Source organism: Stutzerimonas sp. LR2, from assembly GCF_055755175.1.
Genome location: NZ_JBVTRR010000003.1, coordinates 138106 through 159514 on the forward strand (window position 1 = coordinate 138106; position 21409 = coordinate 159514).

At 64.0% G+C, this 21409-nt stretch carries 22 protein-coding genes; 11 read left to right on the plus strand and 11 right to left on the minus strand.

Annotated elements, in window-relative coordinates; translation table 11 throughout:
- Positions 1-14: 14 nt before the first annotated feature.
- The 3 genes from rlmD to ACVRRC_RS11435 form a co-directional block, all read right to left on the minus strand.
- Complete coding sequence (gene rlmD / locus ACVRRC_RS11425; protein ID WP_084904609.1) at positions 15-1367, minus strand: 23S rRNA (uracil(1939)-C(5))-methyltransferase RlmD; 1353 nt, start codon at positions 1365-1367, stop codon at positions 15-17.
- Between the two features lie 42 nt (positions 1368-1409).
- The gene (cysM, locus tag ACVRRC_RS11430; RefSeq protein WP_013983288.1) at positions 1410-2312 is read right to left on the minus strand and encodes a cysteine synthase CysM; all 903 of its coding nucleotides are present in this window, start codon (positions 2310-2312) and stop codon (positions 1410-1412) included.
- A gap of 103 nt (positions 2313-2415) precedes the next feature.
- Entirely contained in the window at positions 2416-3309 is an 894-nt protein-coding gene (locus ACVRRC_RS11435; RefSeq protein ID WP_011913779.1) for an HTH-type transcriptional regulator ArgP, read from the minus strand.
- A 137-nt stretch (positions 3310-3446) separates the two neighbouring features.
- On the opposite strand from ACVRRC_RS11435, the gene ACVRRC_RS11440 reads away from it, so the two are divergent.
- The 5 genes from ACVRRC_RS11440 to ACVRRC_RS11460 all read left to right on the plus strand — a co-directional run bounded on the left by ACVRRC_RS11440 (position 3447) and on the right by ACVRRC_RS11460 (position 10560).
- Positions 3447-4073, plus strand: a complete 627-nt coding sequence (locus tag ACVRRC_RS11440) for a trimeric intracellular cation channel family protein (protein WP_017246416.1) — start codon at positions 3447-3449, stop codon at positions 4071-4073.
- A 96-nt stretch (positions 4074-4169) separates the two neighbouring features.
- Positions 4170-6926 (plus strand): response regulator, encoded by a 2757-nt coding sequence (locus ACVRRC_RS11445; RefSeq protein WP_185750591.1) that lies wholly within the window; start codon positions 4170-4172, stop codon positions 6924-6926.
- 66 nt (positions 6927-6992) lie between these two features.
- Positions 6993-8975, plus strand: a complete 1983-nt coding sequence (gene mnmC / locus ACVRRC_RS11450) for a bifunctional tRNA (5-methylaminomethyl-2-thiouridine)(34)-methyltransferase MnmC2/FAD-dependent 5-carboxymethylaminomethyl-2-thiouridine(34) oxidoreductase MnmC1 (protein WP_472997029.1) — start codon at positions 6993-6995, stop codon at positions 8973-8975.
- Between the two features lie 103 nt (positions 8976-9078).
- Positions 9079-9636: a Tll0287-like domain-containing protein gene (locus tag ACVRRC_RS11455; protein WP_013983291.1), complete on the plus strand. Its 558-nt coding sequence runs from the start codon at positions 9079-9081 to the stop codon at positions 9634-9636.
- A 168-nt stretch (positions 9637-9804) separates the two neighbouring features.
- Entirely contained in the window at positions 9805-10560 is a 756-nt protein-coding gene (locus ACVRRC_RS11460) for a sulfite exporter TauE/SafE family protein (RefSeq protein ID WP_013983292.1), read from the plus strand.
- Positions 10561-10568: 8 nt separating this feature from the next.
- On the opposite strand, the gene ACVRRC_RS11465 is transcribed toward ACVRRC_RS11460, so the two are convergent.
- Positions 10569-10799 carry a DUF1127 domain-containing protein gene (locus ACVRRC_RS11465; protein ID WP_013983293.1) on the minus strand — a complete coding sequence of 77 codons (231 nt, stop codon included), beginning with the start codon at positions 10797-10799 and terminating at the stop codon, positions 10569-10571.
- A 97-nt stretch (positions 10800-10896) separates the two neighbouring features.
- Between ACVRRC_RS11465 and ACVRRC_RS11470 the strand changes: the two genes are divergently transcribed.
- Positions 10897-11751 (plus strand): LysR substrate-binding domain-containing protein, encoded by an 855-nt coding sequence (locus ACVRRC_RS11470; RefSeq protein ID WP_264885016.1) that lies wholly within the window; start codon positions 10897-10899, stop codon positions 11749-11751.
- Between the two features lie 10 nt (positions 11752-11761).
- On the opposite strand, the gene ACVRRC_RS11475 is transcribed toward ACVRRC_RS11470, so the two are convergent.
- Entirely contained in the window at positions 11762-12139 is a 378-nt protein-coding gene (locus ACVRRC_RS11475; protein WP_014597133.1) for a hypothetical protein, read from the minus strand.
- Between the two features lie 143 nt (positions 12140-12282).
- Here ACVRRC_RS11475 and ACVRRC_RS11480 point away from each other — a divergent pair, with 143 nt between their 5' ends.
- Entirely contained in the window at positions 12283-12579 is a 297-nt protein-coding gene (locus ACVRRC_RS11480) for a hypothetical protein (RefSeq protein ID WP_014597134.1), read from the plus strand.
- 17 nt (positions 12580-12596) lie between these two features.
- Here the strand turns inward: ACVRRC_RS11480 and ACVRRC_RS11485 are convergent, their stop codons facing one another.
- Positions 12597-13928, minus strand: a complete 1332-nt coding sequence (locus tag ACVRRC_RS11485; RefSeq protein ID WP_264885017.1) for a DEAD/DEAH box helicase — start codon at positions 13926-13928, stop codon at positions 12597-12599.
- 148 nt (positions 13929-14076) lie between these two features.
- Between ACVRRC_RS11485 and ACVRRC_RS11490 the strand changes: the two genes are divergently transcribed.
- Positions 14077-14508, plus strand: coding sequence for an anti-virulence regulator CigR family protein (locus tag ACVRRC_RS11490; RefSeq protein WP_264885018.1), 432 nt, complete (start codon positions 14077-14079; stop codon positions 14506-14508).
- Between the two features lie 30 nt (positions 14509-14538).
- Here the strand turns inward: ACVRRC_RS11490 and ACVRRC_RS11495 are convergent, their stop codons facing one another.
- Positions 14539-14859: a hypothetical protein gene (locus tag ACVRRC_RS11495; protein WP_013983299.1), complete on the minus strand. Its 321-nt coding sequence runs from the start codon at positions 14857-14859 to the stop codon at positions 14539-14541.
- Positions 14860-14919: 60 nt separating this feature from the next.
- Between ACVRRC_RS11495 and ACVRRC_RS11500 the strand changes: the two genes are divergently transcribed.
- From ACVRRC_RS11500 to ACVRRC_RS11510, 3 genes are all read left to right on the plus strand, one after another.
- On the plus strand, positions 14920-15828 hold the full coding sequence (locus ACVRRC_RS11500; protein WP_013983300.1) for a LysR family transcriptional regulator: 909 nt from the start codon (positions 14920-14922) through the stop codon (positions 15826-15828).
- A gap of 27 nt (positions 15829-15855) precedes the next feature.
- A complete protein-coding gene (locus ACVRRC_RS11505) occupies positions 15856-16410 on the plus strand; it encodes a peptidylprolyl isomerase A (protein WP_013983301.1) in 555 nt (184 codons plus the stop codon).
- Positions 16411-16507: 97 nt separating this feature from the next.
- Complete coding sequence (locus ACVRRC_RS11510; RefSeq protein WP_013983302.1) at positions 16508-16930, plus strand: DUF6306 domain-containing protein; 423 nt, start codon at positions 16508-16510, stop codon at positions 16928-16930.
- A gap of 9 nt (positions 16931-16939) precedes the next feature.
- Here the strand turns inward: ACVRRC_RS11510 and ACVRRC_RS11515 are convergent, their stop codons facing one another.
- The 4 genes from ACVRRC_RS11515 to tcdA form a co-directional block, all read right to left on the minus strand.
- Positions 16940-18070 carry a GNAT family N-acetyltransferase gene (locus tag ACVRRC_RS11515; protein WP_013983303.1) on the minus strand — a complete coding sequence of 377 codons (1131 nt, stop codon included), beginning with the start codon at positions 18068-18070 and terminating at the stop codon, positions 16940-16942.
- Positions 18071-18228: 158 nt separating this feature from the next.
- Positions 18229-18924: a DUF2057 family protein gene (locus ACVRRC_RS11520; RefSeq protein ID WP_013983304.1), complete on the minus strand. Its 696-nt coding sequence runs from the start codon at positions 18922-18924 to the stop codon at positions 18229-18231.
- Positions 18925-19099: 175 nt separating this feature from the next.
- Positions 19100-20182: a porin gene (locus tag ACVRRC_RS11525; RefSeq protein WP_019405778.1), complete on the minus strand. Its 1083-nt coding sequence runs from the start codon at positions 20180-20182 to the stop codon at positions 19100-19102.
- Between the two features lie 309 nt (positions 20183-20491).
- Positions 20492-21325, minus strand: a complete 834-nt coding sequence (gene tcdA, locus ACVRRC_RS11530) for a tRNA cyclic N6-threonylcarbamoyladenosine(37) synthase TcdA (protein ID WP_013983306.1) — start codon at positions 21323-21325, stop codon at positions 20492-20494.
- Between the last annotated feature and the right edge of the window lie 84 nt (positions 21326-21409).

Below are 21409 nucleotides of genomic sequence, written 5' to 3' on the forward strand. Positions count from 1 at the left end.
TACTGCGCCGAGCGTCAATCCCGCTCGAACAACGCCATGGCCTCGGCGTGGGCCGTCTGCGGGAACATGTCCAGCAGCCCGGCACGCTTGAGGCGGAAGCCCTGGCTGGCCAACTCGCGCGCATCGCGCGCCAGGGTGGCCGGATTGCATGAAACATAGACCACGCGGCGCGCCTGGAGCTGCGTCATCTGCCGGACGATCTCCAGCGCACCGTCACGGGGCGGATCAAGTAGCACAGCATCGAACCCGCTGCGCGCCCAGGGTGCGTCGGCAAGCGGCTTCGACAAGTCCGCCCGATAAAAGTGCACCTGTTCGAGGCCGTTGCGCTGCGCGTTGTCCTGCGCCCGCGCCACCATCGCCTCGACACCTTCCACCCCCACCACCTGCGCGCCCTGGCGCGCCAGCGGCAGGCTGAAATTGCCCAGCCCGCAGAACAGGTCCAGCACCCGCTCCCCCGCGCTGGCGCCCAACCAGCTCAGCGCCTGGGCGACCATCGCCTCATTCACCGGCGCATTGACCTGAACGAAATCTCCCGGCCGCCAGGCCAACTCCAGGTCCCAGGCCTCAAGGCGGTAGCCCAGCGCCTGCCCGGGCACATCGGCTTGCGGCTCGCCGTCGCCCTGCAACCAGAGCTGTGCCTGATGGGCGCGGGCAAAGGCCCGCAGGCGCACCAGGTCGATCTCCGGCAGCGGCGCGGTATGGCGGATCAGCACGGCCTCGGCGGTGCCACTGAACAGCTCCACATGGCCGATGGCCTGCGGCTTTGTCAGCCCGTGCAAGGCCTCGAGCAACCCCGGCAGCAGCGTCTGCAAGGGCTGTACCAGAACCGGGCACTGGTCGATGGCGACGATGTCCTGGCTGGCCGTGGAACGAAAGCCCACCTCCAGGCGCTTGTCCCTGGTGTGCCAGCGCACCGCCAGCCGGGCTCGACGTCGATAGCCGAAAGCCGGACCGGTCAGCGGCTCGGCCCAGCGTTCCGGCTCGAGCTCGGCCAGGCGAGCGAGCTGCTCGCCCAGGGTACGTTGCTTGAGTGCCAGCTGATCGTCGATGGCGGCATGCTGCAGGGTGCAGCCGCCACAGCGACGAGCGAAGGGGCATGGCTCGTGCTGGCGTACCGCACTGGGTTCGAACACCCGCTCACAGCGCGCATCGACGATCTGGCTACGCGCGTTCAACACGCGCGCTTCGACGGTTTCACCAGGCAATGCGCCTTCGACGAACCAGGTGCGCCCCTCGACGAAGGCGATGCCACGGCCGTCATGGGCGAGCCGCTCGATGCTCAGCCGTTGCTTCTTGCCAACCGGCACCTGGGGCTTGCGCTCGCCGCCGCTGGGTTGAAAGCGCAGAGCGCCGCTACGTTTGGCCATCAACGGCCCCCTGCGTTATGGGAATGCCGGCCAGCAAGCCGTTCAATTGGGTGCGTCATAAACGCCGGTCGACAGATAGCGGTCACCGCGATCGCAGATGATCGCCACGATCACCGCATTCTCCACTTCCTGCGACAGACGCAGAGCCGCGGCCACCGCGCCGCCGGAGGACACACCGCAGAAGATGCCTTCCTCGCGCGCCAGGCGGCGCATGGTCTGCTCGGCCTCGTCCTGGGACATGTCGACGACGCGATCGACCCGCTCGGCCTGAAAGATCTTCGGCAGGTATTCCTGCGGCCAACGGCGGATGCCGGGGATCGCCGCGCCTTCCATCGGCTGCAAGCCCACGATCTGCACCGCCGGATTCTGCTCCTTGAGGTAGCGGGACACGCCCATGATGGTGCCGGTGGTGCCCATCGAGCTGACGAAATGGGTGATGCTGCCAGCGGTCTGCTGCCAGATCTCCGGGCCGGTGCTGCTGTAGTGGGCTTCCGGGTTGTCGCCGTTGGCGAACTGATCGAGCACCTTGCCGCGTCCCTCGGCCTGCATCTGCAGCGCCAGGTCGCGGGCGCCTTCCATGCCCTGCTCCTTTGTCACCAGGATCAGCTCGGCGCCATAGGCGGTCATCGCCGCCTTGCGCTCGGCGCTGGAGTTGTCCGGCATGATCAGGATCATCCGATAGCCCTTGATCGCGGCCGCCATGGCCAGGGCGATACCGGTGTTGCCGGAGGTCGCCTCGATCAGCGTATCGCCCGGCTGGATATCACCGCGCAGCTCCGCCCGGTTGATCATCGACAGTGCCGGGCGGTCCTTGACCGAGCCGGCCGGGTTGTTGCCCTCGAGCTTGACCAGGATGGTGTTGCTGGTCTTACCCGGCATCCGCTGCAGGCGAACCAGCGGGGTGTTGCCGATGCAGTCGGCAATGGTCGGATAGTGTGTAGTCATGGCGTCGCACGGCATCTGAGAAGGTCGACATGATACCGGCAACACTCGACGACGGGCAGACGTATCGGCCACGCGGCGTCGCGCCCGCAACAGACGAACCCGCTCAGGGTCGCGCCAGGATCTTCGGCGCCGCCTCGATGATCTGCCGCGACAGATGTTCCATTCGCGGCGATTGCACCTTCCAGGTATGCCAGTAGAGCGCGATCTCCAGCGGTTCGTCGGCGGCCAGATCGACCACCTCGCCAGCGCGTAGCGCCTCATGCAGCAACAGTTCGGGAACCATGCCGTAGCCCAGGCCGTAGCGGATCGCGCTGAAGTGGGGCTCGGCACCCGGTACGTAATGACAGGGATAGGCACCTTCGGGCAGGCCGAAGCGACGCAGCAGGAACGACGACTGCAGGGTGTCCTTGCGCGTGTAGGCCACCACCGGCGCCTTGCGCGCGGCGTTGCGGGTCAGCCCGTTGGCGAAGTGCTTCTGGCGAAACTCGCTGGAGGCCACCAGGCGGTAGCGCATGCTGCCCAGCGGGCTGGCGCTGCAGCCGCGCATCGGTTTGGGCTCGGTGCTGATGCAGCCGATCGCCAGGCCGGTCTCCAGCAGGCTGTATGTGTGATCCTGGTCCTCCACCGTCAGGTCCAGCAGCACCCGCTCGCGGATCAGCACCTCGGCGAGGGCCGGGAAGAACCAGGTACCCAGGCTGTCGGCATTGAGCGCCGCGACCACCACCAGCGGGGCATCGCTGCGTTCGGCCAGATCGGCCAGCAGGTCGGCTTCCAGCAACGAGGCACGTTTGAGGTACTGCAGCAGACGCTGCCCAGTTTCGGTGGGCCGACATGGCCGGCTGCGCACCACCAGCGCGCTGCCGAGCGCGCTCTCCAGCGCGCGAACCCGCTGCGAGATGGCCGGCGGGGTCAGGTGCAGACGCTGCGCTGCCTGCTCGAAGCTGCCGGTACGGATGACGCTGCGAAACGCCTCGGTCTGCTTTGGGTCGAGATTCATGCCGTCCGCCAGATAAGAAAATGTTTGTATGGCCTAAAAATACTTAGCCACGTCAAATAACGCCATGCTTGCCCCATAATCGCGCACATCGAGCTGCCCCGCCCCAACCGCGGGCAGCGTAGCCTCGGAGAGTCGTCGTGGAACTGCTGCACACCATCTACCTGATCGCCATCACGGCTGAAGCCATGTCCGGAGCCATCATGGGCATGCGCCGCGGCATGGACCTGTTCGGCATCTGCCTGCTCGGCACGGTGACGGCACTGGGTGGCGGGACGGCCCGCGACGTACTGCTCGGCCACTACCCGGTCGGCTGGATCGCACACCCGGAGTACCTCACCTTCACCATCGGCGCGGCGATCGTCACCGGCTTCATCGCGCGCCACCTGCATCACCTGCGCATGGTCTTCCTGCTGGTGGACGGTCTGGGCCTGGTGGCATTCACCGTGATCGGCTGCGATATCGCCATGGGCATGGGGGCGCATCCGTCCATCGTAGTACTGGCCGGCGTGATCACCGGCATCTTCGGCGGCCTGATGCGCGACGTGCTCTGCAACCAGGTGCCGATGGTGCTGCAACGCGAGCTGTATGCCACCGTGGCGCTGTTCACCGGGGTGTTCTATGTCGGCATGCTCTGGCTGGAGATCAACACCACCCTGGCCACCCTCGCCGCGCTGGGCAGTGGCTTCCTGTTCCGCGTGCTGGCGATGACGTTCAGCTGGAAGCTGCCGGACTTCAACGGCAAGGACATCCGCGGCCTGGAATGATCGAAGGTGCGGCGACCGGGCTTGATCGCACCAGCAGATTCGCCACGTCCGAGCCGCTACACTAGCGCGCTCGCAATCCCGGATCGGTGAATGGATGTGCTGAAAGACCTAGGTATTCGTGGCCGCGTGCTGATGCTTACGCTGCTGCCCAGCACCCTGCTGGCAGTGGTACTCGGCGCCTACTTCACCTGGATGCAATTGTCGGAAATGCGGCACCAGCTCGACGAGCGTGGCCAACTGATTGCCGAGCAGCTCGCGCCGCTGGCCGCCCCGGCGATGAACCTGGGCTACGACAAACGCTTGCAGCGCATCCTGACCCAGGTGCTGGACCAGGCCGACGTTCGCGCAGTGACCATCCTCGACCCCGAGCGCGTGCAGCGGGTGCATGCCGGGCCGCGCATGCTGACCCCGCCACCACCGGGCGATCCGGAAGGGCTGACCCGCGTCAGCAGCATGGACCATACGCGCATCCTGATGCCGGTGCTCAGCCGTCACCTCAACCTCGCCGACGAAGCCCGCGGGCCGGAAGAAAAGCTCATCGGTTGGCTGGAGCTGGAACTGTCACACCACAACACCCTGCTGCGCGGCTATCGCAGCCTGCTGACCAGCTTGTTCCTGGTCGGCGCGGGGCTGATCATCACCGCGCTGCTCGCGCTGCGCATGAGCCGCGCCATCAGCCTGCCGCTGCAGCGCGTCAAGGCCGCGGTCGCCCAGCTCAAGGACGGCCATCTGGAAACCCGCCTGCCGCCGTTGGGCAGCCATGAAATGGATGAGCTGGCGTCCGGCATCAACCGCATGGCCGAGGCGCTGCTCAGCGCCCGCGAAGAACTGCAGCAGAGCATCGACCAGGCCACCGAGGACGTGCAGCAGAATCTCGAAACCATCGAAATCCAGAACATCGAGCTGGACCTGGCACGCAAGGAGGCGCTGGAGGCCAGCCGTATCAAGTCCGAGTTCCTGGCCAACATGAGCCACGAGATTCGCACCCCACTCAATGGCATCCTCGGCTTCACCCAACTGCTGCAGAAGAGCGACCTGACGCCGCGTCAGCAGGACTACCTGGGCACCATCGAGAAATCCGCCGACAGCCTGCTCGGGATCATCAACGAGATTCTCGACTTCTCCAAGATCGAGGCCGGCAAGCTGGTGCTGGATACCATTCCGTTCAACCTGCGCGACCTGATCGAGGACACCCTGACCATCCTCGCACCGGCGGCGCATACCAAGCAGCTGGAGCTGGTCAGCCTGGTCTATCGCGACACGCCGCTGTCGCTGGTCGGCGACCCGCTGCGCCTCAAGCAGGTGCTGACCAACCTGATCAGCAACGCCATCAAGTTCACCAACGAAGGCACCATCGCCGTGCGCGCCATGGTCGAGGACGACAATGGCGAGCGCGCCCAGCTGCGCATCAGCGTGCAGGACACCGGCATCGGCCTGACCGATCAGGACCTGCGCGCGCTGTTCCAGGCCTTCAGTCAGGCGGACAACTCCATGTCGCGCCAGCCCGGCGGCACCGGCCTCGGCCTGGTCATCTCCAAGCGGCTGATCGAGCAGATGGGTGGCGAGATCGGTGTCGACAGCATCCCGGACGAGGGCTCCGAATTCTGGATCAGCCTCAGCCTGCCCAAGGCCCGCGATGATGCCGAAGACCTGCCCCACCCCGCCCTCCAGGGACGCCGTATCGCCTTGCTGGAGCAGCACCCACTGGCTCGTCAGGCCCTGCAGCACCAGCTGCACAGCCTTGGCCTCGAGGTGCAGACCTTCGACACGCTCGACCAGATGCAGAGCACCATCAGCGCACGCCGCCAGAGCAGTGAACTGATCGATCTGGCCGTGCTTGGTGTTACCAACCGCGAGATCGAGCCACAGGCGCTCAGCCGCCGACTGGCGGAGATCGAGGCGCTCGGCTGCAAATGCGTGGTGCTCTGCCCGACTACCGAACAGGCCAGCTATCACGATTCGCTGCCCGAAGCGCACAGCTACACCCAGCTGCAGGGCAAGCCGGCCTGCACACGCAAGCTGCAGCGCGTGCTGGTGGAGCTGGTGCGGCCCAACCAGGCCTACGCCGAGCCCGCCGCTGCCGCGCCCAGCCGCGCCGCCCAGGTGCTCTGCGTCGACGACAATCCGGCCAACCTCCTGCTGGTCAAGACTCTGCTCGGCGACATGGGTGCCGACGTGGTGGCGGTGGACAACGGCCCTGCCGCGCTGGAGGCGGTCAAGCAACACAGCTTCGATCTGGTATTGATGGACGTGCAGATGCCGGGCATGGACGGTCGCCAGACCACCGAAGCCATTCGCCAATGGGAGCAGGCCAGCAGCAGCACGCCGCTGCCGATCGTCGCGTTGACCGCCCATGCCCTGGCCAACGAGAAGCGCTCGCTGCTGCAGAGCGGCCTCGACGACTACCTGACCAAGCCCATCAGCGATCGCCAGCTGGCGCAGGTCGTGCTCAAGTGGACCGGCCTGGCCCTGCGCAGTCAGCCGCAGCGCATCGCCGAGGCATCGCCAACAGCGGAGCAGAGCCTCAAGGTGCTCGATCAAGAGGAAGGTCTGCGCCTGGCCGCGGGCAAGGCAGACCTCGCAGACGACATGCTCGGCATGCTGCTGCAGTCGCTGGAAGGCGATCGCCGCACGATCCGCGAGGCGCGACTGGCCGGTGACCGCCAGGCTCTGATCGAACGCGTGCACCGCCTGCATGGCGCGACGCGCTATTGCGGGGTCCCGCAGCTGCGCAACGCCTGTCAGCAGAGCGAAACGTTGCTCAAGCAGAACCATCCGGACAGCGAGGCGGCGCTGGATGAACTCGACGCTGCCATCGGCCGGCTGGAGCAGGAAATCCACGCCAACGGCTGACCGACCGGGCCGGGCATTGCCCGGCCCTACTCCTTTCGCGCCGCCCCTGACCGATCAGGAACCATGATGAACGATCACCCCGCCCAAGACGCCTTCCAGCACGCCGAGCTCGACTGGGACGAGAACGGCCTGCCGCAGTCCCGCCACTATGGCGATGTGTATTTCTCCCGCGCCAGCGGGCTGGCCGAGACCGAGCACGTATTCCTGGCGCAGAACGATCTGCCCCGCCGCTTCGCCGCCATGCAGCCCGACGAGTGTCTGGTCATCGGTGAAACCGGCTTCGGCACAGGGCTGAATTTCCTCTGCGCCTGGCAACTGTTCGAACGCAGCGCCAGTGCCCGGGCGCGGCTGCATTTCGTAAGCGTCGAAAAGCACCCGCTAACCTTCGCCGACATGCAGCGCGCGCTGGCGCTGTGGCCGGAGCTGCAGGCCCAGGCCGACCAACTGCTCGAACAATACGTCGCGCTCAATCCGGGCTATCAGCGCCTGGTCTTCGCTGGCGGGCGAGTGGTGCTGACCCTGCTGGTCGGCGACGTGCTGGAATGTCTGCCCAGCCTGGACGCACGCATCGATGCATGGTTTCTCGACGGCTTCGCGCCGGCGAAGAATCCGCAGATGTGGCAACCGGCACTGTTCAGCGAAATGGCCCGGCTATCCGCACCGGGCGCCACTCTGGGCACCTTTACCAGCGCCGGTTTCGTGCGTCGCGGTCTGATCGAGGCTGGTTTCGACATGCAGCGTGTGCCGGGATACGGCCACAAGCGCGAGATCCTGCGCGGTCGCCTGCAATCGAGCACTGCGCAGATGGCAGACAAGCCCTGGTTCGCCCGGCCAGGCCGTACCGTCCGCGAACGCCGTGCCGTGGTGATCGGCGCCGGCCTGGCCGGTTGCGCCACGGCTGCCGCGCTGGCCGCCCGTGGCTGGCGGGTCAGCGTTCTGGAACGCCATGCCGACGCCGCGCAGGAGGGCTCCGGCAATCCGCAGGGGGTGCTCTACCTCAAGCTATCGGCTCACGGCACCGCGCTGTCGAAGCTGGTGGTCGGTGGCTTCAGCTATACCCGCCGACTGCTCGGCCACCTGCAGCAGGGCCAGGACTGGCAAGCCTGTGGTGTGCTGCAACTGATCTACGACGACAAGGAACGCCAACGCCAGGCTGAGCTGGCGGAGGCTTTTCCGCCCTCACTGGTTCATCCGCTCGAACGCGACGCCGCCGAAGCACTGGCCGGCGTGGCCCTGACCGAAGGTGGCTTGTTCTATCCCGATGCCGGCTGGGCCCATCCACCCGCGCTGTGCCGCTGGCTGCTGCAGCGACCGGGTATCGAGCTGCTGCGGCATCGGGAGGCCCTCGATCTGCGCCGCCACGGCGAGGCCTGGCAGGTGCTCGGCGGCGAGGGCGTGCTGGCCGAGGCGCCGGTCGTGGTGCTCGCTGGCGCAGCCGATGCGGCGCGCTTCGAGCAGAGCGCCTGGCTACCGCTCAAACGCATCCGCGGGCAGATTTCTGCCCTCCCCGCCACGGCCCGCAGCGGCCAGTTGCGCACCGTGCTGTGCGCCAAGGGCTACGTTGCACCGCCACGAGACGGCACCCATACCCTGGGCGCGAGCTTCAATTTCCAGCAGACCGACGACGCCCCCAGTGTCGCCGAGCACCAGGCGAACCTGGAGATGCTCGAACAGATCTCGACTGACCTCTACCAACGCCTGCAGGCCGATCCGCAGCGCACCGAAGCCCTGCAGGGCCGCGTCGCGTTCCGGTGCACCAGCCCGGACTACCTGCCGCTGATCGGGCCGCTGGCCGACCCGCAGCGCTTCGCCGAAACCTACGCGGCGCTGGCCAGGAACGCGCGGCAGTCCGTGGAGGCCGTCTGCCCCTGGCTGGACGGCCTCTATGTGAACACCGCCCACGGCTCGCGCGGCATGATCAGCGCGCCGCTCTCCGGCGAGCTGCTTGCAGCCTGGCTGGATGACGAGCCGCTACCATTGCCACGGGAAGTGGCAGAAGCCTGCCATCCCAACCGCTTCCTGCTACGCAAGCTGATTCGCGGCACCTGAACGAGCAGACAGCGCAAGCCGTCACCCTGCCGGTGACGGCTTGCATCGAGGCGCGCGCCGAAAGATACTCCCCCCACTATACAAAGCAACCGGCGTAGGTCCCATGAAAACCCTGTCTCTGCTCGCTCTCGGCTTGTTTTCCCTCGGCACCCAAGCGGCCCCTGCGGCCGATCCGGAGCAACTGCGCGTCGAGGCCGTCGGCCTGATCGCCCCGTTCCAGCAACAGCTGCTCGGCACCGTCAAACAGGCGATGGCCGATGGCGGCCCGGCGCAGGCGGTCGAAGCCTGTCAGTCCCTGGCGCCGAGCATTGCCGCCCAGCACAGCCAGGCGCCCTGGACCGTCGGCCGCACCGCCCTCAAATTGCGCAATCCGGACAACGCACCGGATGCCTGGGAGCGTCGTGTGCTGGAGCAGTTCGCCCAGCGCGCCGCTGCCGGTGAGCCTGTTCAACAGCTCAGCCATGGCGAAGTGGTTGCCGGCGAATATCGCTACATGCAGGCAATCGGTACCGCCGAGGCCTGCCTGGGTTGCCATGGCGAGAACATCAAACCGGAACTGCTGCAGCTGCTCGACAAGCACTACCCGCAGGACCAGGCGCGCGGCTTCCGCGAAGGCGATCTGCGTGGCGCATTCACCCTGAGCCGTGCCCTGGCGCCCTGATAGGCTTTACACTCCGCGGGCGGTCGCGCACCGCCACGGCCCGGCATCCTCGTGGGGAACGCTCATCAAAGCGGACGTACCAACGATGGAGACGAGCGCTCACGATGGAGTATTCATGCAGCCAGATACCACTCTCCGCATTGCTTCCCTTTCGGCCGCTTGCGCCTGATGGATGTACTGCTGCTCGAAGCGCTGGGCATTGGCCTGATCCTCGGACTGCTGCTCGGCCTGACCGGTGCCGGCGGCTCTCTGGTGGCGCTGCCGCTGCTGCTAAGCCTGCACCTGCCGCTGCGCGATGCCATCGGCGTCAGCCTCGGCGCCGTGGCGATGTCTGCACTCATCGGCGCCATTCCGCGGGCGCGGCTGGGCCAGGTGGCCTGGCGCCCGGTGGTGTTGCTGGCGCTCTGCGGCCTGCCCGGCAATGCCGCCGGCCAATGGCTGGGCCAGTTCATTCCCGAGCGCGCACTGATCATCGGCTTTTGCCTCTTGGTGCTCTGGTCGGCCTGGCGGATGTGGCGCGGTGCCAGCCTGCCGGCCAAGGAAAACGCCGAGGACCGCTACCCGGCACTGCTCGGCATAGGCCTGGGTGTCGGTCTGTTGTCGGGCCTGATGGGTGTCGGGGGCGGCTTCCTCATCGTCCCGGCACTGCTCTGGTTCACCTCGTTGTCGCTGCTCAGCGCGATGGCGACATCCATGGCCGTGATCGCTGTCGTCAGCGGCGGCGGCTTTCTGCTCTACCTGACCGATGCCGAGCCGCCGCTGGCATTGCTGGGAGGGCTGGCCCTGGGTGGCGCGTTCGGCGTGCTGTCCGGCAATCGCCTCGCGCAGTACCTCAACAGCAGCCTCCTTCAGCGGCTGTTCGCACTGATGTTGGTGCTCGTCAGCCTGTCGTTGGGGATACAGAAGCTGCTGCTGGGCCATTGAGTTCGGCCCTAGCGCGGTTCATCCCAGAAAGGCCGGCTGGCCTCCCACTCGATGTCGGCACGACTGCGGCCGATGTCCTTGAGCATCTCGTCGCTCAGACTGGCCAGCTGCCGCCGCTGCCGTGCCAGCTCGTGCCAGCGCCGCAGCTTCAACCAGCCCTGCTTCAGCAACGCAGGTCCGGCAATCCGAGCGGCTTCGGGTAGATGAAGCCTGTGCGAAACGATCTTCTGCATATTCATCACAGCGCCCTCCTGTTTGGATTGGCGCCAGTCTCGCGCGGCGATTATGATCAATCCAACGAATGTTTCTGATGCCTGGCATCTTGAGGATTGATGAATGGCGAGCTACCCGAACATCGATACCGAACTGCTGCGCAGCTTCGTCGCCATTGCCGATCACGGCGGCTTTACGCGGGCCGCAGTCGCGGTCAACCGCACCCAGTCGGCGATCAGCATGCAGATGAAGCGCCTGGAAGAAGATGTGCTCGAACGACCGCTGTTCGAACGCAGCGGCCGTCAGGTCAGATTGACTGCCGAGGGGCAGATCCTGCTGGGCTATGCCCGGCGCATTCTCAAGCTGCATGGCGAGGTCATGACCACGCTGCGTCAGCCGCACATGGTCGGCGCGGTCCGGATCGGCACGCCGGACGACTATGTGATGCGCTTTCTGCCGGGCATCCTGGCCCGCTTCGCCCAGGCCTACCCGCTGGTCCAGGTGGAGGTGCACTGCGAGCCGTCGAGCCAGCTGCTGCAGCGCCGCGATCTGGACCTGAGCATCATCACTCGTGAGCCGGGTACGGAGATCGGCCAGCTGCTGCGTCAGGAGTACGTGGTGTGGGCGGCTGCTCCGGGCTTCAACCTGGACGACCAGCGCCCATTGCCGCTGGCCACTTTCAATACCGACTGCTTCTGCCGCGCCTGGGTGTGCAACGCGCTGGACGCCCGCGAGATCGATTACCGGATCGCCTACAGCAGCCCCAGTCTCGCCGCGATCATGGCCATCGTCGGCGCCGGGCTGGCACTGACAGCGCAGCTGCAGAGTCTGATCCCGGCTGAGCTGAATATCCTTGGCGAGGCGGACGGGCTGCCCGGCTTGCCGCAAACCAGCATCGTCCTGTTACGCAATCCGCAACGGCATTCACCGGTCAGCGAGACCCTGGCCGGCTATATCGTCGACGGTTTCCGGCTGTAGTTGCGACGACTTAAACGCCGGCGGCCAGCTGGTCGAACACCTCCGGTACCAGAGCAGCCTCGCCCTTTTCCGCCAGGCGTTGGCGCCGGTCCTGCTCAGCAGGCGAGTCGAGAATCGCCAGCAGGCGCGAGCCACGCTCGGTGAGAACGAAATTCTCACCGTTCCCGCCCTGCTCTTCGGGGCGACTGGCGATGAACCCTCCCTCGAACAACAGGCTCTCGTAGTCGGCCGCCTCGGCACGCAGGCTGTCCAGATTGGGCATGGACTTGCCTTCGCTCTCCAGCTGCGCGGCATGCTCCTCGGCATAGCGACGTGGTTTGAATGTATCGTTCGCGCTGTCCTGCACTTCATGCAGCAAGCGCTGGATCAGGTCCCATTTGTAGCTCATGGCCATTCTCCCGTAGCAGGTATTCCGCCCCGTAGACAGGGCGCCTGTACATACCGACCGCTTTCGCTGGCCGCCGGTTCGCGCTGAACTAAAGCGGCTGGGCGGCAATCCACCTTTAGGAACGACTGAGCGAGGACACAGCCATGAAACTGCTGACGATTACGTTGACCGCCGCCCTGCTGGCCGCACCGACCGCCCATGCGGCCTGCACGCCGGACGAGGTCAATGCCAAGGCGGAACAGCTGGCCGAACGGGTCAATCAGCTCACCAAGAGCAACCCGGCCCGGGCAGAAGAGATCAACGAGGAGATTCGACAGATGGACGCCAAGCGCAGCGCCGATCAGCTTGGCAACGAATGCGAAGCCTATGACAAACGCCTGCAGCAGATCGAGCAAGCGGAGCGCGAGGCAGACATTCCGCCGGCCGACGCGCAACGCTAGGGCGAATCAGCCGAGTGTCACTCGGCCGTCGGCTTCTTGCGCTTGAGCGGTGCCATGCCGTCCTGGCTGACGACAGGTGACGGCGTCTCCCGCTTGGCACCGTTCGGGCGCTTGCCGGCAGGCTTGGACTTCTTCTCTACGCCCTTTTTCTTGTCGATCTTTTTCTTCTTGCTGCCAGCGGCCTTGCCCGAAGCCTTGAGGTTCTTCGGCCCCTGATAGGTGCCCTTCAGCCCCTTGATCACCCGCTTCTCGAAGCGTTGTTTGAGGTAGCGCTCGATGCTGGACATCAGGTTCCAGTCGTTGTGGCAGATCAGCGAGATCGCCAGCCCTTCGGCGCCGGCGCGTCCGGTACGGCCGATGCGGTGCACGTACTCGTCACCCGAACGCGGCATGTCGAAGTTGATCACCAGGTCCATGCCCTCGATATCCAGGCCGCGCGCAGCCACATCGGTGGCCACCAGCACCTTCACACCGCCCTGTTTGAGGCGCTCGATGGCGAGCTTGCGCTCCTTCTGGTCCTTCTCCCCGTGCAACACGAAGACCTTGATGTCGCCTGCCACCAGATGACCGTACAGACGATCGGCCTGGGCGCGGGTGTTGGTGAAGATGACCGCCTTCTGATAGGTCTCGTTGGCCAGCAGCCAATGCACCAGCTTTTCCTTATGCGCCGGATCGTCGGCGGTGATGATCTGCTGCCGGGTCGACTCGTTCAGCTCGCTGACGCGGTTGAGCTGAAGGTGCAGCGGATCATTCAGCACCTTGCCGACCATCTCGCGCAGCCCGGCGCCGCCGCTGGTGGCAGAAAACAGCAGCGTCTGCTGACGCTTTTCGCATTCGCCTACCAGACGCTGCATGTCTTCGGCAAAACCCATGTCGAGCATGCGATCGGCCTCGTCGATCACCAGAACCTCGACATCCTTGAGGATCAGGTTGCCCGCATTCAGATGCTCGATCAGCCGGCCCGGCGTGCCAATCAGCACGTCCGGCACCTTGCGCAGCATCGCGGCCTGGACCTTGAAGTCCTCACCACCGGTGATCAGGCCGGACTTGATGAAGGTGAACTGCGAGAAGCGCTCGACTTCCTTGAGGGTCTGCTGGGCCAGTTCGCGGGTCGGCAATAGGATCAGCGCGCGCACGTCGACCCGCGGCCGGGCATCGCCGATCAGACGGTTGAGCATCGGCAGCACGAACGCAGCCGTCTTGCCACTGCCGGTCTGGGCCGTTACACGCAGATCGCGCCCTTCCAGCGCCGGCGGAATCGCCGCCACCTGCACCGGGGTCGGCTCGACGAATTTGAGTTCGGCGACGGCCTTGAGCAGGCGTTCGTGCAGGGCGAATTGGTCAAACAAGGGAGCTACCTCGGAGGTCGAAAAGAACGATGGCATAGGTTACCCGGTCTGCCCGGCAAAGGCGCGTTCTGTAACAGCCGGCATGTTTTCTCTGGCAAACACAGGCTAAGCTGACAAAGCGAAGCGGCTTAATGCCCAGGAGGTTCGCATGAACTCGATGAAGCGGATCGCGCTGCTGGCCGGCGCGCTTTCACTGGCACTCTCCACGGTGACGGCGGCGCAGCCGAACAACGATCACCCCGGCAACAGTAAGTACAAGGCTCAGCGCGGCCAGGGGCAGGCGCCGGCGCAGCAATATCATCACCAGGGGCCGTCCGTGGATATCGGCGCGATTCGCATCACGCTGCGCAACCACCGCGAGCTGCTCATGCCGCCATCGTCCCTGCCCCCTGGCATCCAGAAGAACCTGGCGCGCGGCAAACCACTACCGCCGGGCATCGCCAAGAACCTGGACAATCGCCTGCTCGGCCATCTGCCACGCTACGAAGGCTATGAATGGAAGCAACTGGGGCGTGACGTGATCCTGGTGGCCATCGCCACGGGCATCGTTTACGAAATCCTGGAGAACGTACTGGATTGATCCCGTACGGCTGGCGCCTTGGCGGCCGAGCTACTTCGGTTCGCAGGTCAGTTTGATGCGCAACCGGATGACGTCGCGCTTGAACTTCGACGTCAGCGCCTTGCGCTCACCGGGTTGCAGCTCCGTGCGCCGGGTGCGCGGTGCTTCCGGGCCGTTCTGGAACACGGCCGTACACACGGCCGCCGTCTCCCCGTAGTTGTGCAGCAGCAGGCCGGCCAGATCGCGGTCGATAACCTGCGGCGTCACGGTGACTTCGGCGCCGTTGAGCTGCTGATCGATGTCCACGGGATAGGTGGCGGCGCTGGCCGCGACTGGCAACAGGGCAAAGAGCAGGTAACCGATTGTTTTCATTTGACGGGGCTCCTCGACAGAAGGGCCAGCGTAACAGACCTTGCTAAAGGAACCGAAGGAATGAAAGTGCCCCGTGTGACCCTCGATCAGTGGCGCACCCTGCAGGCGGTCATTGATCACGGCGGCTTCGCCCAGGCGGCCGAAGCGCTGCATCGGTCGCAGTCGTCGGTCAGCTACACCGTGGCGCGCATGCAGGAGCAGCTCGGCGTGCCGCTATTGCGCATAGACGGGCGCAAGGCAGTGCTGACCGAGGCAGGAGAAGTGCTGCTGCGCCGGTCGCGACAGCTGGTCACACAGGCCAGTCAGCTGGAAGAACTGGCGCACCACATGGAACAAGGCTGGGAAGCCGAGGTGCGCCTGGTGGTCGATGCCGCCTACCCCAGCGCCAAGCTGATCCGCGCCCTCAGCGACTTCATGCCCAAGAGCCGTGGCTGCCGGGTTCGGCTGCGCGAGGAGGTATTGTCCGGCGTGGAAGAAGTGCTCAAGGACGGCACGGCGGATCTGGCCATCAGCGGCCTGGACATCACTGGCTATCTGGGCAGCGAGCTCAGCACCGTGGAGTTCGTCGCCGTCGCCCATGCCGACCACGCCCTGCATCAACTGGGACGCAAGCTCAGCGTGCAGGACCTGCAGAGTCAGATGCAGATCGTGGTGCGCGACAGCGGCCTGCGGCAGCCGCGCGACGCCGGCTGGCTGGGCGCCGAGCAGCGCTGGACGGTGGGCAGCCTCGCCACCTCCGTGGCATTCGTCAGCAGTGGTCTGGGCTTCGCCTGGCTGCCGCGTCACCTGATCGGCCGCGAGCTGGCCGAAGGCGTGCTCAAGCCGCTGCCACTGGTCCAAGGCAGCATTCGCCGGCCGTTGTTCTATCTCTACACTAACCACGACAAACCGCTCGGCCCGGCCACCCGGATTCTCATCGAGCTGATCAAGACGTACGATGCCGGACAGGCCAACTCGCTGGCCGGCTGACAGCTTCCCCAACATCAGGAAAACATCATGTTGAAACGCATCGCCCTCGCCGCCTGTTCCGTACTGCTGGCCGGCAACCTGTTCGCTGCCGAAAATCCGCGCGTGCTGCTGACCACCAGCCTGGGTGAAATCGAACTGGAACTCGAGGCGGAAAAGGCACCGATCAGCGTCGAGAACTTCATCGCCTACGTCGATAGCGGTTTCTACGACGGCACCGTGTTTCACCGCGTCATCCCAGGCTTCATGATCCAGGGTGGCGGCTTCGGCGAAGGGCTGAACCAGAAGCCCACCAAGGCGCCGATCAAGAACGAGGCCGACAACGGCCTGCACAACGTGCGCGGCACCGTGGCCATGGCCCGTACGCAGAACGTCAACTCGGCGACCAGTCAATTCTTCATCAACCACCGCGACAACGACTTCCTCGACCACGGCAGCCGCGATTTCGGCTACGCGGTGTTCGGCAAGGTGGTGCGCGGCATGGAGGTCGTCGACCAGATCGCCCAGGTCCCCACAGGCAACCGCGCCATGATGCAGAACGTGCCACTGACTCCGGTGAAGATCATCACCGCGAAGAAGCTCTGATCCCCGAAGGGCCGGTTCACCGGCCCTTTTCATTTCTGCCGGCACATACCCGGCTGCCGCCAGCGTGCGAAACCCTCAACCGACAGGAGATCGCGACATGACCGAACCACAAAGCCCACTGAACACCCCGGAAGGCGAAGCCCAGCTGCTGCAGGACCTGCTCAGCGCCGAACGCGCGGGCGCCAAGGTTGCCGGCGAATCGCTGCAACAGGCCACTGACCCGGAACAGCGGCAGCTGCTCGAGCAGATTCGCCAGGGCGAGATCGAGAGCTGCAAGCTGCTGCTCAACTGCCTTCAGCATCTGGGCGTGGAGCCCAACAAGGACACCGGCGCCTTCTACGGCAAGGCGATGGCGATCGAGTCGCTGGATGAACGTCTGCCGTTCATCGACAAGGGTCAGCAATGGGTGATCCGTAAGCTGCGCGAGTATCTGCCAGGCTGCCAGGATCCGCTGCTGCGCAGCGAATTGCAGCGCATGCTGGATATCCACGAGGAAAACAGCGCCGCGTCCCACGCCTGACGCAAGTGGCTAGCTGCCGGCCTGCCGGTACGGCAGCGCCTGCCGCGCCGCCTCGGCATAGGCCAGCACACCGACGCGCTCCTGCTGCAGAAAATCCGTCACCGCGGCTCGCAAACCGGGGTGCTGCAGGTAATGCCAGGAGCGCGTGATCACCGGTTCGAAGCCCCGGATCAGCTTGTGCTCGCCCTGCGCGCCGGCATCGAAGCGCTGCAGGCCGTCCGCAATGGCCTGGTCGATGCCCTGGTAAAAACAGGTCTCGAAGTGCAGACGGTCAAACTCCGCCAGGCAGCCCCAGTATCGGCCGTATAGTCCGCTGTCGTCACACAGGCTGAACGCCATGGCGACAGGCCTTACGCCCTGAACAGCCAATACGACGCGGATCGCCTCTGGCATGCGCTCGGCCAGCAGGCTGAAGAAAATACGCGTGAGGTACGGCGTCTGGCCGCGTACGTGGTAAGTATTGGCGTAACAGGCATACACGAAATCCCATTCCGCCTCGCTGAGCTCGTGCCCTTCTCGCCATTCGAACGAGATGCCTTGAGCCGTGACCTGCTCTCGCTCCTTGCGCATCTGCTTGCGTTTGCGCGACGTCAGCGCATCGAGGAAGTCCTGAAAATCACGATAGCCGCGGTTGTGCCAGTGAAACTGACAGCCGATGCGTTCCAGCCAGCCTTCCCGGCCTGCGACAAGACGGTCGGCGGCAGGCTCGGTGAAGTTGATGTGCAATCCAGACGTTTCGTTTCGATCCAGTCCCTCGGTGAGCGCATCGATCAAGAGGCCCGCTCCTTCCGCGTCGCCCAGCAGGCGACCACCGGCGACTGGCGTGAACGGCACTGCACAGAGCAACTTCGGGTAATAACCGATACCGGCGCGCTGGCATGCGTCAGCCCAGGCCCAGTCGAAAACATACTCACCGTACGAGTGGCTCTTGCGGTACAGCGGAAGTGCTGCGCGCAATTCGCCGTGCGGGTCGCGTAGGACCAAATGCGCTGGCTGCCAGCCGCTGCGCCCTCCCACACTGCCACTATCTTCCAGGGTGGATAAAAAGGCGTGACGGACAAAGGGTTGAGTGTCGGACAGCATGGCGTCCCATGCTATGGAAGCAAGCTCGGCGATTCTGGAAATGGTCTGAATGTGCATGCCGATCAGTCTGGCTCACCTGCGCTATGAAAAAAAGCGCATAAAAAACCCCGTCAAGCGACGGGGCAAAGGAGCATACACACGGGAATTTACCGGATGCACGTTTCAGACGGGTTACCTGCGAACCTGCTCTGTAAGTGCAAATGCACGCACTCGGCTTACTGCTGAGTCCAGTCGAGGAATGCCTTACGGCTTTCCGGGCTTAGCATCAGCCACAATTGCTGCAGTGTGTTGAGCGTCGCGTCGCTGTGAGGCAAGGTCTGGGACGGTGCTGCTCGAGATGGGACAGGTACGCCAACATTCGAGTGGGTCTGCGCGCTATCGAGCGGCTCGACAGTGGTCTGCGCAACCGCGCTGGAGTTACCGCCCAGAAGCTGGTTCACAGCGGAAGTCGGTTCTGCTCCGACTGTCGTCTCGATGCGTTCGCCGGTGAGCTGGTTCTTCGACCAGCCGGCGAAAGTGTCCTTCATCGCGCGAGCTTCTTGCAAGTTGGCCGGCTCGTTGTATTCCAGCTTCCAGACGTCACCAGCACGACCATCCAGGCTGTACACCGCTCCGCGCGTGCGGACGATTTCGTGACTCAGGCCTCCGCCGATATCAAAGCCGTTCTTGTAGTAGGCATTGATACGATATTTACCGGGCTGCAGATGCAGCGTTTTGTTCTTTGTGCCGAACCGCGAGTTAGCCAAAGGCAGCTCTTGGCCATTGATGCTCATCACTTCAAGAGTATCGGGTACTTCAACCACCACTACTTGCGCCTTTGGCAGCTCGGAGCCGGGGTACAACTTCACGTGGGACTGTTGTGCACAACCCGATAACAGGCCGACAACGGCAACCCAGAAAATACAACGCATGGAGACTCCTTGAACAGAATAAGCGGGCTAAGCTGGTTATCCACCAGAGCTGGCAACCCTGCGACACTGCAGGTAGAGAGCCACAGTAGAAGTGAAATATCTCACTTTGATTACAAAAAAACCGGGGCACCCTAAACTGAGCGTCCCGGCTTAATATTTCCGATCTTATAGAAGATTAGAAGTCGTAACGCAGACCGACAGAAAGTCCGGACGCTTTTTCGCCGAGGGCTTCGTTCACGCCATCGTTGATAGACTGACCAGTCGGATTGGCGGAGCGAGCCTGGCTCCATGGAGTCAGCGCGACATTGTCGTCATTATCAAGGACGGCGTAGTTGGCATAGACACGAACAGCCTTGTCCAACTTGTGCTCTACGCCGACTACCCACATATCGGCGTCATAGTTGGATGCATCGGCGTCTCGAGTCATCCACATGGCCTTGAGAGCTGTATTGGAGGCAACCTTAAATTCGCCACCCAGACCATAGGTCTTCGAAGAGAGCTGGTCACGCAGGGCTGCGGAGGTACCTTCGAAGCCATCGTAGTCGACGGTCTGATAGAAGCCGACGAGTTTGAATTCGTCGGTCAACTTGTAGGCAGCGGCAGCACGAATGCCATCACGCTCGCCACGGGAGGTGTCTTCCTCCACGGTTTCATACGCCAGGGATGCCTCGAGCGGACCACCAACGTAGTTCAGCGCAACGCTGATGCCGTCGGAATCTTCGTTTTCTTCGACCCACTGCCCTTCATGTACGGAATAGGCGAGCACTGCGTTGAAGCCGCCAAAACTCGGTGTGGTGTACTGAACTGTGTTGTCATATCGCTCGTCGAATCGGGCATTGCCAACACGAGTCAGGTTGCGCATGTCACCGACCTGATCACCGAAGAGGTTGGCCGGACCGCGCGCCACTTTGAAAGGACTATCGAAACGTCCCAGCTGTACGGAGCCAAAATCACCTGCCAAACCTACGAATGTATCGCGAGTGGCGAAGTTGGTACTGTCAGAATCTCCGCTACCGGTAGTGAAGTTGATCTGCTGCTCCACCTGGAAGAATGCTTTCAGGTCAGGATTGATCTGATGATCACCCTTGAAACCCAGGCGCGAAGAGTTACTTGAAATATTGGTCTCGGAGTAGTCGGCACCATCGTCCAGGAAGTCGGTGGAAACATGCACACGACCGTAGATATTGACGTCTGCCGCAGCCAGAACAGGCATTACGGCCGCAGCACTCACAACAACCGCAATCAACTTCTTCTTCATCAGAAAGCTCCAGAGCTCCATTGGGATTTAATCAACGCCGTTTACAAGTGACGTAAGCTTGGTTGGTTTGATCGAAGCGGAGTATGGGAGCCCCGCATTACAGAGCGCTTGCTGTTTTATTAATATTTTAAGTCAACGGAACTTCCTGCAACCCGAGTGCTAGACACGCCGCAGGCACATAAGACAAGCCGAAAAATCGAACCAGGCGCGCCCTATCAGAACTATCGCCGACAGGAATGACGAACTTCCGTCAGATGCGAATTCGAGAAAGTCAGGAGGTAGCAGTGCTGAAACCGGCGCCTGACACAACTAGGGGCCAGCAGAATTAGCTGTCATGGCTAACACATTACGTTCGCTCGGCCGACGTGCACCGGCGACCAGCTTGTCGACCGCCTTCGCCGCCGCCACCATGCCGAAACTAGCAGTGACCATGGTGACCGCACCGAACCCTCCAGCGCAGTCGAGCTTGACGCCTTCGCCAACGAAACTCTTGCTCTGGCAGACGCCGCCGTCCGGCTTCGGGTAGCGCAACTGCTCCGTGGAGAACACACAGGGCACGCTGTAGGTGCGCCCCGGCGTGCGCGAGAAGTTGTATTCGCGACGCAGCAGCGAGCGCACCTTGGCCGCCAGCGGATCGTTGAAGGTCTTGTTCAGATCGGCGACCTGAATCTGCGTCGGGTCCACCTGCCCGCCCGCCCCGCCGGTCGCGATGATCTGGATCTTGCGGCGCTTGCACCAGGCGATCAGCGCCGCCTTGGCCGGCACGCTGTCGATGCAGTCGATGACGCAGTCCAAGCCTTCTGTGATGTACTCGGCCATGGTTTCGCGGGTGACGAAGTCGGGCACGGCATGAACCCGACATGCCGGGTTGATGGCACGGATGCGCGCGGCCATTTCGTCCACCTTCGGCTTGCCCACCGCACCCTCCAGCGCATGGATCTGCCGGTTGGTATTGGTGATGCACACATCGTCCAGGTCGAACAGGCTGATCTCGCCGACGCCGCTGCGTGCCAGCGCCTCGGCCGCCCACGAGCCGACACCGCCGATGCCGACCACCGCCACATGAGCCGCCGCCAGCCGCTCCAGACCGAGCCGGCCATACAGACGGGCGATGCCGCCGAAACGCTGTTCATCGATAGACATGCCGACTCCCCGGAGAAAAACCTGGCGATTATAAGACCTCGCCGCGTGCCGACCACTGCATCCGGCCGTCACCGCAGCCCCGGC

Coding starts and splice junctions, on each gene's coding strand:
- ACVRRC_RS11490 (WP_264885018.1), top strand. CDS start 14,077: ATGAACTCGATGAAGCGGATCGCGCTGCTGGCCGGCGCGCTTTCACTG.
- ACVRRC_RS11460 (WP_013983292.1), top strand. CDS start 9,805: ATGGATGTACTGCTGCTCGAAGCGCTGGGCATTGGCCTGATCCTCGGA.
- ACVRRC_RS11505 (WP_013983301.1), top strand. CDS start 15,856: ATGTTGAAACGCATCGCCCTCGCCGCCTGTTCCGTACTGCTGGCCGGC.
- rlmD (WP_084904609.1), bottom strand. CDS start 1,367: ATGGCCAAACGTAGCGGCGCTCTGCGCTTTCAACCCAGCGGCGGCGAG.
- ACVRRC_RS11525 (WP_019405778.1), bottom strand. CDS start 20,182: ATGAAGAAGAAGTTGATTGCGGTTGTTGTGAGTGCTGCGGCCGTAATG.
- ACVRRC_RS11480 (WP_014597134.1), top strand. CDS start 12,283: ATGAAACTGCTGACGATTACGTTGACCGCCGCCCTGCTGGCCGCACCG.
- cysM (WP_013983288.1), bottom strand. CDS start 2,312: ATGACTACACACTATCCGACCATTGCCGACTGCATCGGCAACACCCCG.
- ACVRRC_RS11455 (WP_013983291.1), top strand. CDS start 9,079: ATGAAAACCCTGTCTCTGCTCGCTCTCGGCTTGTTTTCCCTCGGCACC.
- ACVRRC_RS11500 (WP_013983300.1), top strand. CDS start 14,920: ATGAAAGTGCCCCGTGTGACCCTCGATCAGTGGCGCACCCTGCAGGCG.
- ACVRRC_RS11510 (WP_013983302.1), top strand. CDS start 16,508: ATGACCGAACCACAAAGCCCACTGAACACCCCGGAAGGCGAAGCCCAG.
- ACVRRC_RS11470 (WP_264885016.1), top strand. CDS start 10,897: ATGGCGAGCTACCCGAACATCGATACCGAACTGCTGCGCAGCTTCGTC.
- ACVRRC_RS11520 (WP_013983304.1), bottom strand. CDS start 18,924: ATGCGTTGTATTTTCTGGGTTGCCGTTGTCGGCCTGTTATCGGGTTGT.
- ACVRRC_RS11475 (WP_014597133.1), bottom strand. CDS start 12,139: ATGAGCTACAAATGGGACCTGATCCAGCGCTTGCTGCATGAAGTGCAG.
- mnmC (WP_472997029.1), top strand. CDS start 6,993: ATGAACGATCACCCCGCCCAAGACGCCTTCCAGCACGCCGAGCTCGAC.
- ACVRRC_RS11465 (WP_013983293.1), bottom strand. CDS start 10,799: ATGAATATGCAGAAGATCGTTTCGCACAGGCTTCATCTACCCGAAGCC.
- ACVRRC_RS11515 (WP_013983303.1), bottom strand. CDS start 18,070: ATGCACATTCAGACCATTTCCAGAATCGCCGAGCTTGCTTCCATAGCA.
- ACVRRC_RS11435 (WP_011913779.1), bottom strand. CDS start 3,309: ATGAATCTCGACCCAAAGCAGACCGAGGCGTTTCGCAGCGTCATCCGT.
- ACVRRC_RS11495 (WP_013983299.1), bottom strand. CDS start 14,859: ATGAAAACAATCGGTTACCTGCTCTTTGCCCTGTTGCCAGTCGCGGCC.
- tcdA (WP_013983306.1), bottom strand. CDS start 21,325: ATGTCTATCGATGAACAGCGTTTCGGCGGCATCGCCCGTCTGTATGGC.